The sequence below is a fragment of the Rhizobium sp. 10N427 genome (assembly GCF_056394605.1).
The window spans coordinates 110,609-125,387 of the sequence record NZ_JBFTID010000016.1; the positions used below are offsets into that span (position 1 = coordinate 110,609).

The 14,779-nt window shown below is 60.1% G+C and carries 12 protein-coding genes and 1 pseudogene; 6 read left to right on the plus strand and 7 right to left on the minus strand.

Annotated elements, in window-relative coordinates:
• Positions 1-14: 14 nt before the first annotated feature.
• The 3 genes from AC1DIJ_RS25830 to AC1DIJ_RS25840 all read right to left on the minus strand — a co-directional run bounded on the left by AC1DIJ_RS25830 (position 15) and on the right by AC1DIJ_RS25840 (position 2,177).
• On the minus strand, positions 15-1,085 hold the full coding sequence (locus tag AC1DIJ_RS25830) for an Ldh family oxidoreductase (protein WP_112388267.1): 1,071 nt from the start codon (positions 1,083-1,085) through the stop codon (positions 15-17).
• A gap of 86 nt (positions 1,086-1,171) precedes the next feature.
• Positions 1,172-1,483 (minus strand): hypothetical protein, encoded by a 312-nt coding sequence (locus AC1DIJ_RS25835; protein ID WP_148654897.1) that lies wholly within the window; start codon positions 1,481-1,483, stop codon positions 1,172-1,174.
• A 145-nt stretch (positions 1,484-1,628) separates the two neighbouring features.
• Entirely contained in the window at positions 1,629-2,177 is a 549-nt protein-coding gene (locus tag AC1DIJ_RS25840) for a carboxymuconolactone decarboxylase family protein (protein WP_112388269.1), read from the minus strand.
• Between the two features lie 132 nt (positions 2,178-2,309).
• Here AC1DIJ_RS25840 and AC1DIJ_RS25845 point away from each other — a divergent pair, with 132 nt between their 5' ends.
• Complete coding sequence (locus tag AC1DIJ_RS25845; protein ID WP_112388270.1) at positions 2,310-2,804, plus strand: cupin domain-containing protein; 495 nt, start codon at positions 2,310-2,312, stop codon at positions 2,802-2,804.
• A 120-nt stretch (positions 2,805-2,924) separates the two neighbouring features.
• On the plus strand, positions 2,925-6,656 hold the full coding sequence (locus tag AC1DIJ_RS25850; protein WP_112388271.1) for a PAS domain-containing protein: 3,732 nt from the start codon (positions 2,925-2,927) through the stop codon (positions 6,654-6,656).
• Positions 6,657-6,680: 24 nt separating this feature from the next.
• On the opposite strand, the gene AC1DIJ_RS25855 is transcribed toward AC1DIJ_RS25850, so the two are convergent.
• Both AC1DIJ_RS25855 and AC1DIJ_RS25860 read right to left on the minus strand, forming a co-directional pair.
• Positions 6,681-9,707: an alpha-mannosidase gene (locus AC1DIJ_RS25855; RefSeq protein ID WP_112388272.1), complete on the minus strand. Its 3,027-nt coding sequence runs from the start codon at positions 9,705-9,707 to the stop codon at positions 6,681-6,683.
• Between the two features lie 358 nt (positions 9,708-10,065).
• Positions 10,066-10,413, minus strand: coding sequence for a hypothetical protein (locus AC1DIJ_RS25860; RefSeq protein WP_162705981.1), 348 nt, complete (start codon positions 10,411-10,413; stop codon positions 10,066-10,068).
• Positions 10,414-10,572: 159 nt separating this feature from the next.
• Here AC1DIJ_RS25860 and AC1DIJ_RS25865 point away from each other — a divergent pair, with 159 nt between their 5' ends.
• The 3 genes from AC1DIJ_RS25865 (at position 10,573) to AC1DIJ_RS25875 (ending at position 13,079) form a co-directional block, all read left to right on the plus strand.
• Complete coding sequence (locus tag AC1DIJ_RS25865) at positions 10,573-11,328, plus strand: Clp protease/crotonase-like domain-containing protein (protein ID WP_162705982.1); 756 nt, start codon at positions 10,573-10,575, stop codon at positions 11,326-11,328.
• Between the two features lie 43 nt (positions 11,329-11,371).
• Positions 11,372-12,097, plus strand: coding sequence for a hypothetical protein (locus AC1DIJ_RS25870; protein ID WP_112388274.1), 726 nt, complete (start codon positions 11,372-11,374; stop codon positions 12,095-12,097).
• A gap of 214 nt (positions 12,098-12,311) precedes the next feature.
• Positions 12,312-13,079, plus strand: coding sequence for a hypothetical protein (locus tag AC1DIJ_RS25875; RefSeq protein ID WP_162705983.1), 768 nt, complete (start codon positions 12,312-12,314; stop codon positions 13,077-13,079).
• Here the strand turns inward: AC1DIJ_RS25875 and AC1DIJ_RS25880 are convergent.
• Positions 13,052-13,282 (minus strand): hypothetical protein, encoded by a 231-nt coding sequence (locus tag AC1DIJ_RS25880; RefSeq protein ID WP_162705984.1) that lies wholly within the window; start codon positions 13,280-13,282, stop codon positions 13,052-13,054. The two genes, AC1DIJ_RS25875 and AC1DIJ_RS25880, sit on opposite strands and share 28 nt — an antisense overlap.
• 197 nt (positions 13,283-13,479) lie before the next feature.
• Positions 13,480-13,752, minus strand: a pseudogene (locus tag AC1DIJ_RS25885) (hypothetical protein); the annotation flags it as partial.
• Positions 13,753-13,969: 217 nt separating this feature from the next.
• On the opposite strand from AC1DIJ_RS25885, the gene AC1DIJ_RS25890 reads away from it, so the two are divergent.
• A complete protein-coding gene (locus AC1DIJ_RS25890) occupies positions 13,970-14,614 on the plus strand; it encodes an SDR family NAD(P)-dependent oxidoreductase (protein WP_477831666.1) in 645 nt (214 codons plus the stop codon).
• The last annotated feature ends 165 nt before the right edge of the window (positions 14,615-14,779 follow it).

Consider the following 14,779-nt stretch of genomic DNA (forward strand, 5'->3'; position numbering starts at 1 on the left):
TCCGCCGCATGACGTCAAATAGGCGAGTTCACAGCATAGTCCGCGGCGAGCTTGCGGAAGGATGCCGCGGTTACCGGGTCGATCGTGACGCCTTCGCGCTCCCGGCGCTCCGCCACAGCCCACTCCCGGTCGCCGGGTGCCATGACATTGAAGCCATCGCGCGCCGGCGAATTGCGCAACGTCTCGACATAGCGCGTCATGGCGGCGTCGAAAGTTTCGACGTCGAGAAACGCCGCCGGATTGAGCGCGAGGACGAAGGCGCCAAGTCCGCGTGGCGTCGAGAAATCGGGGCCTGGCATTGGTGCGACGTCGAAACTCAACTTCATCCCCGTGAGCACGGCGCTGAGGATTTCGGAAATGCCGGCGAGCCCGGCGCCCTTGAAGCCGAATTCACCGCCAAGCGGCGCCAGCATATCGGCGATATCGGGGTTTGTCGTATCGTGGCCGCGCTCGTCCGACGCAACACCGGATGGAAGGTCGCGGCCGAGGCTGCGATAGAGCTGGACGCGATTATAAGGAACCGCGCTGGTCGCCATATCGAAAAGCCAGGGATTTTGCCCCCGAACCGGCACGGCGCAGGCGATAGGGTTGGTGCCGTGAAAACGCATCGCGCCGTCGTGAAGACGGACAAAGCTGTCGGAATTGCAGAAGGTAAAACCGATAAAGCCCCGGCTTGCCGCATCCATCGCATAGGCGCCGGCCGGGCCGAAATGCGACGAGTTACGCACCGCGACGGCGCCGATGCCGAACTCGCCCGCCAGACGGGTCGCATGCTCCATGGCGGTATAGGTCGCCAGCGCGCCATGGGCATTGTCGGCGTCCAGCGAGGCGATGGCGCCGAAGGCGCTTGCCAATTTCAGCGCCGGATTGGGATTGAGCCGCCCTTCGGTCAGTCCTTTCACGTAGTGAGCCAGCAGCCGGACGCCGTGACTGTCGATGCCGTGGCGGGTTCCGTGCATCATCGCTCTCGTGGCGGCCTCTGCCGTCGACTGGCTGGCGCCCGAGGCGGTCAGGACCCGCTCGCAAAATTCCGAGATGGCAGCAAGCGGCGCCAAGATATCAGTGGAAGCTATGTTGCCGGCCATATCGCTCGATCCGCTCCTGAACCCTGTTCAGAAGAACTAAGCGAGCTTCCGCTGCGCGTAAAGCGGCATACGGGTCATGCGAGCGGCTAGACGAGCTGCGCGCGTGCGCCCAGTCTTGCAATCATCGTTCGGAATTCGGCCGTCATTGCCAGCGCTGCGGAGGCAACGGCCGGAGACAGGTGCTCGCTGCGCCGCGCCGCCCGGCCGATCTTCAGCAGGCCTCTAAGTTCTGCACGTTCGCCGGAAAGCTGCGGAAACCGTTCGGCCAGAAGATGCGGCAACGTTTCGGCATCATCCTGAGACGGCTGCGACATATCCTGATCAAGCTGCAGTAAAGAACGAAGCTCCACCTCCAGCTCCGCCGCTGCGCGGGCGATCTGCGCGATCACATCAGACATCATCCTCAACTCCTCCTTGGAAGCAGCGACGATACCGAATCGTTGCCGCTCAACCAGGGCGGGTTATGTGCTCATTTAGGCCGCAGCGATATCCCACTTTTTGGGGATATGCGCCGGTTTCGCACAGGAGAATGCCACGCGGAGTTCAACCTGACGTAACGGGATGCGCAGCACCTTCGGCAAATGCCTCAAGTTCCGGATCGAAATCGATCTCCACGACGTTGTTGAAGACCGCCGTCGCCAGCATGATGCCTGCAAAGGCGACGAGATCGACGAGCACCTTGGCAGGATAGAGCTGCTTGAGCCGCTCCCAGATCGCCGCGGGGATCGCGTTCGAGTCGGCAACGATCGCCGTGCCGAAATCGGCAAGCAGGCGTTCCCTGTCTGAAAGAACCAGCGCATCCGGATCGAAGCCGGCATTGACAAGCGCGCGGCGGAAGAAGGTGATGGCGATCTTCGAGTTGCAGGATTTCGAGATCGCGTGCGAGAAGATCCAGATCTCCCGGTCGCTGACGGCAGGATTGAGCTCGGCGCGCAGGGTGAACCATTCGGCATAGATGCGGTGCGCGGCAGGCGAGTGCAGCAGCGTTCTCTTCATATTGGTCATCCGGCCGCGCACCCGGACTTCCTCGTCATGCGCCTGGCGGATATCGTCGGATGCGGTGTCGTAGTCGATCTGCGGGATGTGGCTCATGGCGTCATTCTCGTTTCTCCGTCGCGACGGAGATAGCAGTCCGGGCTCTCAAACTCCATCGCCGATCTCGGGCAAGTACCTCTTGCTTCGCCTGCGCTATCCCGGGCACAATTGCCGAAGAGGAGATTTACGATGAGCCATGATCACGACCATTCGGGAGATCACACGCACGGCCCGATCGATTGGCGCGCACACGGCGTGAAGGTCATTCCGGGTAATGCGCTCGATCCGAACACGGCCCAGACGCCGGGCATGAACAGGGCGACGGCGATCGACAATGCCCGCGCCGGCGCCGAGAAGATCTGGGCGGGCACCGTGACGATCCATGCCAATGCCAAGACCGGCGCTCATCACCACGGCGATCTCGAAAGCATCATCTACGTCGTCGAGGGCAAGGCCAGAATGCGATGGGGCGAAAACCTGGAATTCGTCGCCGAGGCCGGCCCCGGCGATTTCATCTTCGTCCCGCCCTACGTTCCGCACCAGGAAATCAATGCCAGCCGCGACGAGACGCTGGAATGCGTGCTCGTCCGCTCCGGCCAGGATCCGGTGGTCGTCAATCTCGATATCGAGCCGGTCGAGAAGCCGGAGGAAGTGGCCTGGGTCGATCCGATCCACAAGGCTTAAGAACCGGCGTTAACTGGTTTTGCAATCTCGATTTTCCTGGGCTCTTGCCGGTTAGCGATCGCTCTATAGTTATGGCGATATTCATGGGCAGTTTCCCGATGGAAACGCGGGTCGGACAAGATGCATCAAGCCAGCATACACGGTCATTCCTTCCTGAAGAGAGGAAGCGAGGCCGCTGAGATCATTGCAAACTTCGACTGGTCGGCAACCTCGCTTGGGCCGATCAGCGGATGGTCGCCGACGCTGAGAAGCGTTTGCAGCCTGATCCTGAACTCCCCCGTGCCGATCGTGACGCTCTGGAACGAAGACGGCGTGATGATCTACAACGACGCCTATTCCGATTTCGCCGGCCGCCGTCATCCTAATCTCTTCGGCTCGAAGGTTCGCGAGGGCTGGCCTGAAGTCGCCGACTTCAACGACCATGTGATGAAGGTCGTGCTGGCTGGCGGGACGCTTGTCTATGAAGATCAGGAGCTGATGCTCTATCGCCGTGGCACCAGCGAGCCGGAGCGGCTGTGGACCAAGCTCGATTATTCGCCGATCTGCGACGAGACCGGAAAACCGGTCGCGGTCATGGCGATCGTCGTCGAGACAACGGCCAAGGTGAAGGCGGAACGTCAGCTCAGGGCCGAAAAGGCGCGGCTGCAGAAAATGTTCGAACAGGCGCCCGGCTTCGTGGCGACGATGAGCGGCGCGGATCACAGGTTCGAAATCGCCAATGCGGCGTATCAGCAGCTTGTCGGCCATCGCAACGTGATCGGCAAGACGATCCGCGAAGCGCTGCCCGAGGTCGAGGAGCAGGGGTTTGTGGCCCTGCTCGATCAGGTGCGCCGCACCGGCATCCCCTATATCGGCAGCGAACAGCTGGTGAAGCTGCAGCAACGGCCGGATGCCGAACTGATCGACCGCTACCTGGATTTCATCTACCAGCCGCTGACCGGCGATGACGGCGAAATCGGCGGCATTTTCGTCCAAGGCTACGATGTCACCGAGCGCAAGGAAGCCGAGGACGCTGCGCGCGAAAGTGAATCGCGCTTCAGGCTGGTCGCCGAAAATGCCCCGGTCATGCTCTGGATGAGCGACGAGGCGATGCACTGCCTTTATCTCAACGCCTCGATGCGGCAGTTCTGGGGTGTGGCGGAGCGCGATATCTCGACATTCGACTGGAACGCCACGATCCATCCCGACGATGTCCCGCCGCTGATGGACCAGGTGACAAAGGCCGTCGCCAGGCGCGAGGCCTTTGCGGTCGAGGCGCGCTATCGCAACGACGAAGGCGAGTACCGCCTCTTGCACACCGACGCCCGGCCCCGCTTCGGCGTTCGCGGCGAGTTCCTCGGCATGATCGGCGTCAACAGCGATATCACCGACGCACGGCACGAGGAGGCGCGCCGCATCGCTCTGATCGATCTCGCAGACTGCATCCGCCAAACGACCGAACCGACTGAAATTGCTTATGCCGCAGCCGAAATCCTCGGCCGGGCCATGCACGTCACCCGGGCCGGTTACGGGATCATCGATCCGGTTGCCGAAACGGTGACGATCGAGCGGGACTGGAACGTTGCCGGCAATCGGAGCATTGCAGGCACGCTGCATTTTCGCGAATACGGCACCTATATCGACGACCTCAAGCGCAACGAGACGGTGGTCTTTGCCGATGTCGACGAGGATCCGCGCACGGCTGCGACCTCCCATGCGCTGAAGGCGATCGGTGTCCATTCCGCCGTCACGGTTCCCTTGAGCGAGAATGGCCAGATTGCTGCCGTTCTCTTCCTCAACAACGCGGTGCCCCGCGAATGGCCGCAGGTCGAGCTCGATTTCATCCGTGATTTTGCCGAGCGCACCCGCACTGCCGTCGAACGCCGCCGCGCTGAAGAGGCGCTGCAGGAATTTGCCGCATCGCTGGAGAGGAAAGTCGCGGAACGCAGCGCTGAACTCGACCGCGTCTGGCGCAACGCGGGCGACATTCTCGTCGTCATGCGGCCCGATGGCGAAGTGCGGGCGATCAATCCGGCATGGTCCGGGCTGCTCGGCCACCGCCGGAAGGAAGTGGCGGGTCACCGCATGTGTGAGTTTCTGGTGACCGGTGACGCAACGGTCTTCGACACCGCCCTGAAGCAGGCCGTTTCCGGCGGCGAGCTGCAGGGTGTCGAGCTGCGGTTCAACCACAAGCAAGGCGGCCAACGCACTGTTTCCTGGCGGTTTTCCTTCGAGCAGGAGATGGTCTATGCCTATGGGCGGGACGTCACGGCCGAGAAAGAACAGGCCGCGGCACTACAGGAAGCCGAAGAGCTGATCCGGCAAACGCAGAAGATGGAAGCGATCGGCCAGCTGACCGGTGGCGTTGCGCATGATTTCAACAACTTGCTACAGGTTGTTGCCGGTAATCTCTATCTTCTGAGCAAGGATGTCGTCGGCAACGAGCGCGCGCAGAGGCGCATCGATCACGCGCTTGCCGGCGTCAATCGTGGCTCGAAACTTGCGAGCCAGCTACTCGCCTTCGGTCGGCGCCAGCCGCTTGAGCCGAAGGTCGTCAATGTCGGGCGCTTCGTCGCCAATATGGGCGAGATGCTGCGGCGGACCATCGGCGAAGCCATCGAGATCGAGACGATCCGCGCCGGAGGATTGTGGAACACCTTCGTCGATCCGGTGCAGATCGAAAACGCCATCCTCAATCTGGCGATCAATGCCCGCGATGCGATGGATGGAAGCGGCAAGCTGACGATCGAGGTCGGCAACGCCTTTATCGACGACGACTACGCGCGCCGGCATGCCGATGTCAGCGCCGGGCAATATGTGATGCTGGCGGTCAGCGACACCGGGTCCGGCATGCCGCCCGAGGTCATCGGCAAGGTGTTCGAACCGTTCTTTTCGACCAAGCCTGTCGGCAAGGGAACCGGACTCGGCCTTTCGATGGTCTACGGCTTCGTCAAGCAATCCGGCGGCCACGTGAAGATCTATTCGGAGATCGGACAAGGCACCACCGTTCGTCTCTATCTGCCGCGCACTCTGGAAGAAGAGGATCTGCTGACCGAAGGCGACCATGGCCCGGCGACCGGCGGCCAGGAGACCATCCTTGTTGCCGAGGACGACGAGGAAGTTCGTGCCACCGTTGTCGAGATGCTTGCCGATCTCGGCTACAGCATCCTGAAGGCCAAGGACGCAGCCAGCGCACTGACGGTCATCGAAAGCGGCATTCCGATCGATCTGCTGTTCACCGACGTCGTCATGCCCGGACCGCTGAAAAGTGCGGAATTGGCGCGCAAGGCGAAAGAGCGCCTGCCCGATGTCGCCGTGCTGTTCACATCTGGTTATACGGAGAACTCGATCGTCCACGGCGGGCGGCTGGATGCCGGCGTCGATCTCCTGTCCAAGCCCTATAGCCGCGAGGCCCTCGCCCGCAAGATCCGCCACGTTCTGAACAATCAGCGCCAGCGCAATCTGGCGCGCGCCGCGCAGGGCGAACGGCGGAGCGCCGCAGCTGCGGCCCCGGCGGCGTCGTTGCGGATCCTCTATGTCGAGGACGACGATTTCATCCGCATGGATACCGCCGAGATGCTGCAGCAATCCGGGCACCGCGTCAGCGAGGCAGGCAGCGCAGAAGAGGCGCTGGCGAAGCTGTCACCCGACAGTTTCGACCTGTTGCTGACCGATGTCGGCCTGCCCGGCCTCTCGGGCGCCGAGCTGGCGAAGAAGGCGCGCGCCCTCGATCCCCAGCTCCCCGTGATCTTTGCGACAGGCAATACGTCTGTCGCAGGCTTCGAGGCAGATCAAAGCGCGCTTGTTCTTCTCAAGCCCTATAGCCAGGCCGATCTCGCCGCCGCAGTCTTAAGGCAGACGCGCCCGCGTTAGCGGGCGCTATCCTGCCGATCGGCATCAGCCCTTCTGCAGTTTCCAGGTCCGGATTTCGAAGGGCATGATGTCGGCAGCACCTTTCCGCTCCATCGGTTCCTCAAGGATGTTCAACGCGCCGGATGCCTTCCATCCGGAGGGCAGCGACAGCGAAAGCTTGCCGCGGCGCCCGGCCGGTTCGTAGAGGCGCAGCACCAGCCCCTCGCCCTCCTCTGCAGGCTTCAGGCCCGAGAAGGCCACAGGCGTGCCCGTAACGCCGACAGGCGACAGCGTTCCGGTTGCCAGTCCGCTTGCCTCGACCGTCATCAGCGGCTGGTTGAGATCCAGTGCCTCGTCGAGAACGCCGCCCTCATGCCAGGCGCCTTCGTGCGGCATCAGCGCATAGGTGAATTTCTGCGCGCCTTCATCGGCAAGCGGATCGGGATAGACGGGCGCGCGCACGATGCTCATGCCGATGACATTGCCGCGGGCGCTGTGGCCATACTTGGCATTGTTGAGCAGCGCCACGCCGAAGCCCGGCTCGCTGATATCGACGAAGCGGTGGGCGGCGGCTTCGAACATCGCCTGTTCCCAAGAGGTGTTCGTATGGGTCGCGCGCTCGACCACGCCATAAGCGCATTCGAACGTTGCCTGCCGGGCGCTGATGGCGACCGGGTTCAGGGTGCGCAGCATCGTGCGGCGGTCGTGCCAGTCGATCTCGGTCTCGATATCGAGGCGCTTGGCATTGGCCGTCAGAACATAGGTGTTGGTGACGCGCGAATTCCGGTAGCGGTGCACGACGCGGATCGCCGCCCGCGACGGACCGCTCTCGATCAGCTCGATGCTATCAGGCGTATCGAGGCGGATCGCCTTGGCGGTATAGTCGGCATCGACATCCCAGGCATCCCAATTGCGCGGCTTGTCGGCCGGATAGACCCAGAGCTGGTTGGCTGAGCCATCGACCGCCTCACGGCCGCTTGCCTTGTGGATCAGGCTCGTCACCGAGCCATCCGTGCCGATTGTCACGGAGAGATGCTCGTTCTCCAGCACCTGCCTGGCTGCCTTCAGGCCGCTGGCAGGCTTCAGAGCGCTGCGATCGAAAACCGCGACGGAAAGCGGCGCGACGATATCGGCAGACGAAATGGCCGTTCCGTCAGGCAGCGTGGCGTTCAGCGGCCGCGCTGCAAGCGACGGATTGACCACCAGAAGCGCAGATGATGCCGCGCCCCTTGGCAGGACAGAGGCGAGCGCGGTCAGGCCTGCCGCCTGCTCCTGGCGGGCGTTGCCGATCACGCCGTCGAGCTCGTGTTCGGCATCGGCATAGACCTCGCGGATGCTTGACCCCGGCAGGATGTCGTGGAACTCATTCTTCAACACCACGCGCCAATCGCTTTCGAGGCTCCGCGGCTTTTCCGCGCCCAGCATATGGGCGAGCGAGGCAATGGTTTCAGCGGTGATCAGCGCACGCTCGGCCTGGCGATGCTTGCGCTTGACCCCACTCTGCGTCGTCAGTGTGGCGCGGTGGAGTTCGAGATAGATTTCCCCATCCCAGACCGGCAGCTGCTTTTCCGCCGCGGTCTTGTGCGCCTGTTCGTAATAGCCTTTCACCGTGCCCCAGCGGGCCTGCGGGATCGCCGGGAAATCGCGCAGCTGCAGCTCGCGCTCGACCATTTCAGGCGTCACGCCGCCACCGCCATCGCCGTAACCGACGGCCAGAAGCGAGGTCTCGTGCTGGGTCTTTCCGCGGAAATTCTTCCAGGTCGGCACGAAGCAATCCGGCTGCACGAAGCCGTTATAGCCATGCATCGGATTGTCGAATGTATGGGTCAGCACCTGGCTGCCATCGAGGCCCTTCCACCAGAACAGATCGGAGGGAATATGGTTGGTCTCGCTCCAGTTGACCTTGATGGTGAAGAAGCTGTCGATGCCGCCAAGCTTGAGGATCTGCGGCAAGGCGCCCGAAAAACCGAAGCAATCCGGCAGCCAGCAGACGCTGTGGCGGATGCCGAAAGTTTTCTCAAAATAGCGCTGACCATAGAGAACCTGGCGGACCAGGCTTTCGCCTGTCGGCATATTGGTATCGGGCTCGACCCACATGCCGCCGACCGTTTCCCATTTGCCTTCGGCGACCTTGGCCTTGATCCTCTCCAACAGCGCCGGATCATCCTCTTCCATCTGCGCATAATAATGGGCGGTGGACTGATTAAAGCGGAAATCGCCGGAGCGCTCCATCAGCGACAGGGCGGTATTGAAGGTACGGCGCATCTTCCGGCGGGTCTCGTTATACGGCCACAGCCAGGCGAGATCGATATGGGCGTGGCCGGTCAAAAGCAGTTCGCCATTCGGCGGGAAGCGCTTCTGCAGTTCCTTCAGCCTGATCGTCAGCGCATCGAAAGCTGCCTGCGCCGTGGCGCTCTGCTGGTCGTCGAGCCCGGCCGGATCATCCTGCAGCTCAGGCAATTCCCAGATCCTCTGCTGCATGACCGCACCCGACGTGCGGGACACATAGGCAGCCGTATCCGACGGCCAGTCGAGACTGCTGAGCGCCTGTTCGGCCGCTTCGATCATATGCGCGACAGCTTCGTGCCCGTCGAGCACATCGACAGCTTCGGTGATCTGCCGCAGCAGCAGATGCAGCCGGTGAACCGGCTCGTCCAGCCAGATCAGCCGCGCCTTGTTCAGCCGCGGCGCACGGTTGGGCTCGCCGAAGGGGAAACGCGCGACGCTCTCCGTCGAAATGGAAAACTCGCGGCCCCTGACAGGAAACTCCTGATGATAGGGATCGAGCCCGAACGTCTCGGCTTCCTCACCGCCGTAGTTAAGCGTGACCAGACTTTCGCCACCGAGATCGAGCTGCAGGCGGATCTTGTCCAGCGGCCAGTCGGCCGGCGCTTTTGCCGAAGCGGAAAAATGCACCGTGCCCTTGCGATGCGGCCAATCCTGGTGATGGGCGATCGGCTCGCCGTCGAAGGTCCAGCCGTCGATTTCCACGCTCTGCCTGTCGCGCCAATGGGCGAGTTCGGCGGTGCGTGCTTTCAGGCTGTCGAGACGCTGGGCAATGGTGAGAGACATGGCGTGTCCTATCGAATGATGTCGAATGCTCGGGCGGGGAGAGTGGAATGGCGCGGACGAGCCGCCAGCGGCACGGCTCCGTCTCCTCCAACAGATCGCGCGGCCCTCTTAGATTAAGTAACTTTGTTTTCACGTCAAGCGCGAGAAATCAGTTGCGAGACTTTCGGGTGTGATACTGACAAACCCAGCCTAGTTTTGGCCAAAACCGTCTCTCGCTAGCCAAATCAAAAGCTATTTCTGGCCATCGGAAGCCCCCGGGGCGGCGCACCAAGGATCATCCGGGCACTCGGTCCCTCCTGATTTGCGAGAGTGGGTTGACTGGGCCTTGTCAAGTTCGCCGCTCAAGGGGAGACAGTTTTCACACCCAAAGAGAACCGAAGCAATCCGGTGCGGCCGCCTGGAAGTGCATGGCCACTGAAATGGCTCCTACGAGCGCGGTACGCGCCGAGCGAAAGTAACCGACACGGCCATCACGGACCATCGCGCGGCATTCCGTAAGTCCAGCTAAGCATAAAAAGCACGCGGCGATCAAAAGCACCAAACACAGTTCGCGAACAAGTGGCAATGGGTTGCCGTCATTCAGCACCTTCGTGGAAAGGGCCGTTGCTGTGACCGTTACAAACGCCAATTGAAATAAGCCGCTTTCCGTGGTCTGTCTGATGACATAGATATTGAATGCCCCCGTATTTCGTGCGCTTCGCGCCATGTTCTTCACTCCCTGCCTTTAGGTCCATTGTTACCTCGAGGCTCGCCGGCCGAAAGCCCCGGATGCTTTTCGTCGCCGCGTCTACAATTCGGCGTTTCGCGTAAACAGTTCTTTCAGCCCTGTGCGATAAATCGCGGCCGTTTCATTTAGGAGATGGTTGTGCGGCGCCTTGCAATTAAACTTATTACGGTAGGAATTTGGATATGTGGCGGGCTGCTCCCCATTGTCTGCGCATGGGCTGCAGCAGACTATTACTGTGACACCTACTATCGGCGAGAGGTTCAGGCTCAAAAGTTCGAGCAGGCTTTCCAGCCTTCTCCGACCGATTTCGTTGTGGATCGCGGGATCAGTTTCCAAACGCCCTTCGCGATCAGGAATGGTTATCGCGAGAGGCACCAGCCTGCATCACGGGTCCTGATTTCTGGACCGGGAGGCAACGGGGCAGCTGCCGTGCTGGGAGGCTATGTGCTGAGGTCGATTGGATTGCCGCTGCGAGTTCCCGCGCATTCGGTCTGCGCGTCCGCATGCGTTGGAATGATGCTGACTGCAGGAAACTGGACTGTGGATCCTGACGGATTTCTGCTCTTTCATGCTGGCCGCCGATACGTGCCTCCCTACGAAGATTGCCAGCCTTGCACTTTCTTGAAGGAGCATTGGCCATACGGAAACGCTTCGACATCGACGCGCCGAGCCATGCTCGGCTGGGCGAATGAGGTATCTCCAAAGCTCGCGACATTCCTGAATGCGTGCTCGAAGAATCCGTTGGACACATATGAGGGCATAGCGCTTTCGGGCCGACAGATCGAGCTTATCGCATCTGCCAAAAATGACTTCAACTGCGACGACATATCGAATCAGGACGTGCACTGGCTCACGAGCACCGGCCAGGTAGGCAAATTCATTGCTGATGACTGAATCCGTGCCGCGACCCCACCAAACAGCAGCGCTGGAAGCGAAAATGACCAAAAAAGAAGACGCCCTTAAGATTGCCCATGCAGTGGGTGTGCTGTGGGAGCGACACTCGGCTGAAATCACTCAAAAGCGCATTGTTGCCGAGACGCATTGGCAGAACATCACGAGCGGTAAACTCCCACATTGGATGTGGGACGCTTTGATCCAGTCCTTTGCGACAAATGGGGGTGCCCGCCACTGGGAAAACGTCAGCTTCTTGAGGTCTGCGTTCACAACGCGTGGCCATGAGGATCCGTTCTCTTGGCCTGTTGTACTGCTCTATAGCGACAAAGAATTGGTCGACTGGCTTGGCGTCGTTGCAAACCCACACTTCCAGCGATGGGAAGGAAATAGGAGATGGCTTGTAGAGTTCGCTAACGAATATCGCGATGCAGAGAAGCTATCTCGCTTGCAGGACGGGCTTGCGAAAAAAGATCGTGCATCGTGCCTTGCTACACTGAACTCGATCGCGGGGATCAGCGACAAGTACGCGCGAAATTTATTGATGGACGTCGGCCATCCTGAATTTATGGACAACAGTTTGGCTTTGGACTCTCGCATTGGAAAGTTCCTATGGACACTCACTCAGCGAAAGCATGCCTATTCAGCGAAATCTTCAGAAAAATGGACGGAGAGCGAATTGGTATCCATCGCTCACGGCTTGAAGATTTCCGCCTGGGAAATGGACCGATTACTCTTCTGGTTCGCAAAGTCGTCGGTCACCATATTGTAGCTCCGGGGCTGTGACAACGACGGTCGCAGCCTGAAATTCGCAGTGCGGAAGCGGCCAGGTTAGCGAAAGCGCTTCATTGCGGGATGCGTGCAGCTCACAAGACAATCTCGCAGATATAGCTCGCAGAAGGGACGAGCTTGTCTGGCGTCTCCGCGATTAATGATTTCTCAGGGTTGCATGTGTAGACCGTTGCGACCCGCCCAGAGAAATTCCCTTGCCTCGCCAATTTAACTACACAGAACTGAGTAATGGTGTTCGCACCCTGTCTGATCATTCAGTTAAGTGGTGGAATGATCATTTAGGAGTCTACAATTATTCTCCGAAAGACGTTTGCGATCTCCTGACCAGGGGTTTGCCGGGCGACCGCGATAACCTGCTGGAGCGGATCGATACCAGCGCGGACCGAACCTCGCTCGAGATCAAAGGCCTTGACCAACAAGGCGAAATATTCTGGGCAAGTCGGACACTTCTGTTCCGTTCACGTGAACTCAATCTCGACGTCTTGAAAATCCGCGAGGACTATCAATCGCAGGGTTACGGGAAAATCCAACTCAGGAACGCCTACCGTTTTGCTAAGGCCCTGGGCTTTGTCCGTTTGACAATCACAGCAGTAGATGCGGGATCTTATGCGTGGTCCAAAGCGGGTTTCCTAGCTTCTGTTCAATCATGGAAACACGCCTACTGCCGGGGTCGGATTGAAGCGTACATTCAAAGCCGTCGCGTCATTTTGGGCTCGCCGCTGACTTCGGAGCTCTTGGCTTACGCACGCTCCGACGATCCTCGAGCGTTGTGGGCGCTGGCAGTCTACGACGACCTGGTCCCTCTCCTCAAGAATCCAGACATACATGTACCCTTAGGGTTCGCGATCCTGCGCGAAAGCGAATCGTCCTGGTACGGGCGGATAGAACTGGTGGACGGAACGGTCAGGGAGAAACAAATCGCGTTGGTCCGCAATTACATCGGGCTCAATACCGGAGAATAGACCGTCTCGAGTGCTTGTTCGACCTGAGTTCTCTCCAGCTTCATTACGCGAGCAATCTCTTCGGGTGATCGGCCGAACTGTTTCGCCATAAGAACGATGAGCGTCTTCTTTGCATCACTTACGACGCCGCGGCTTTCGAAATCGCTTCGCGCGATATCGAATAGCATGTCTTCAGCGTCTGTACGGTATCTGAGTGCGCTCATTGGAACCTCTACCCGGTGAACATAAGGCGTCAAATGGTCAATGTCACGAAAAACCTTTAAAAACAGCTGATCAGCGGCACCGAACTGGTACTTGCGGAATGCTATGAATCTTCTCGAGCAGAGAGACCATCCTTTGTTTTCAAGCAAACGACAAGGGGCTTGAGGAAACGCCGTAGCACCTACATTGGTCGCACACCTCAAAGGAAATTCCTCGCCCGCACCTTCAGCGTATCGATGTGCAAATCCCTGACTAAGGTATCCCTCGCCTCGGGGACTGGTCGCGGCCGATCTTTTGAGTCCGGGCTTCCGGGCGATCCATGCGCGAATTCATCACCCCGCCCCATTGGGATCTTCACGTCGACGTCGCGGTCAGCGAGAGCCGACAAGTCACCGGAACGATCGAACAGCTGCTGGGCAACGAGATGGACGACGTAGCCTTCCCTTTGAAACTTGCCGTTGATCGCCATCACGATGCCTGCGGACCCAGATCGCAGACATTCCTTCACCATATGGCTTCGCCCATACATCCAATGCACAGGCCCCAACCCACGCGCACACCACTGACAAACCCCTAATCCTGGCCAACGCGGCCTAGGTTCGACCAAAACCAAAGCCAGATCTGGCCATCGCGCGGCTCCCTATGATTTCGTTGGTCGAACCGGAGCGCCGCTGAGGCGTTCTTGGCCCATGATAGAAAACCCATCTGCCACCCTCCGCACGCTTCCCGCTGACTTTTGTGCCATCGTGATTGGCGCCAGCGGCGGCATTGGAGGCGCTCTGTGCGAGCAGTTGAGCCGCGAGCCCGGGCTTGGCGAATTGATCACACTGTCGCGGAGCAACGACGGGTTCGACCTTCTGGACGAGGTGACAGTCGCCGACCAGGCGCGCCGCCTGTCCGGCAAACCTGTCCACCTTCTCGTGTGTGCCACGGGCGCTCTGACTGTGAACGGACATTCGCCAGAGAAGTCGCTTCGTCAGATCGACCCGGAAGTCATGGCCGCCCAATTCAGGATCAACGCCATCGGCCCGGCACTGGTAGCAAAGCATTTCCTGCCACTGCTTGATCGAAAGACCAGAACGATAGCTGTGTTCCTGTCGGCCCGTGTAGGCTCAATCGGCGACAACCGTCTTGGCGGGTGGATCTCATATCGTTCGTCGAAGGCAGCTCTGAACCAGATTGTTCGTACCGCCTCAATCGAACTGGCGCGAACACATCCTCGCGCGGTGGTCGCGGCACTCCACCCCGGCACCGTTCGGACGAACCTGTCGGCTCCCTATTCCGCGGGGCATCGATCGGTCAGCGCGGAGGAAGCGGCCTCTTCGATCTTATAGTCGATGGCCTCCAGACAACGGGCTCATTCATTGCCTATGACGGATCGCACATCGAGTGGTAGGTCGAGTTTGCTTCGCCCTTTGAGTGTAGAGGCAGATTGGTTGCGCTCTTGAAGCCTTCCCTACGGACCTGGGCAATCCGATTCTGAAGGTCCCGGGTTAGAA

What these genes read in the sequence shown, in the direction of transcription:
- AC1DIJ_RS25880 (WP_162705984.1), bottom strand. Translation starts at nt 13,282, where the DNA reads ATGAGCGCACTCAGATACCGTACAGACGCTGAAGACATGCTATTCGAT.
- AC1DIJ_RS25850 (WP_112388271.1), top strand. Translation starts at nt 2,925, where the DNA reads ATGCATCAAGCCAGCATACACGGTCATTCCTTCCTGAAGAGAGGAAGC.
- AC1DIJ_RS25860 (WP_162705981.1), bottom strand. Translation starts at nt 10,413, where the DNA reads ATGGCGCGAAGCGCACGAAATACGGGGGCATTCAATATCTATGTCATC.
- AC1DIJ_RS25855 (WP_112388272.1), bottom strand. Translation starts at nt 9,707, where the DNA reads ATGTCTCTCACCATTGCCCAGCGTCTCGACAGCCTGAAAGCACGCACC.
- AC1DIJ_RS25845 (WP_112388270.1), top strand. Translation starts at nt 2,310, where the DNA reads ATGAGCCATGATCACGACCATTCGGGAGATCACACGCACGGCCCGATC.
- AC1DIJ_RS25830 (WP_112388267.1), bottom strand. Translation starts at nt 1,085, where the DNA reads ATGGCCGGCAACATAGCTTCCACTGATATCTTGGCGCCGCTTGCTGCC.
- AC1DIJ_RS25870 (WP_112388274.1), top strand. Translation starts at nt 11,372, where the DNA reads ATGACCAAAAAAGAAGACGCCCTTAAGATTGCCCATGCAGTGGGTGTG.
- AC1DIJ_RS25840 (WP_112388269.1), bottom strand. Translation starts at nt 2,177, where the DNA reads ATGAGCCACATCCCGCAGATCGACTACGACACCGCATCCGACGATATC.
- AC1DIJ_RS25890 (WP_477831666.1), top strand. Translation starts at nt 13,970, where the DNA reads ATGATAGAAAACCCATCTGCCACCCTCCGCACGCTTCCCGCTGACTTT.
- AC1DIJ_RS25835 (WP_148654897.1), bottom strand. Translation starts at nt 1,483, where the DNA reads ATGTCTGATGTGATCGCGCAGATCGCCCGCGCAGCGGCGGAGCTGGAG.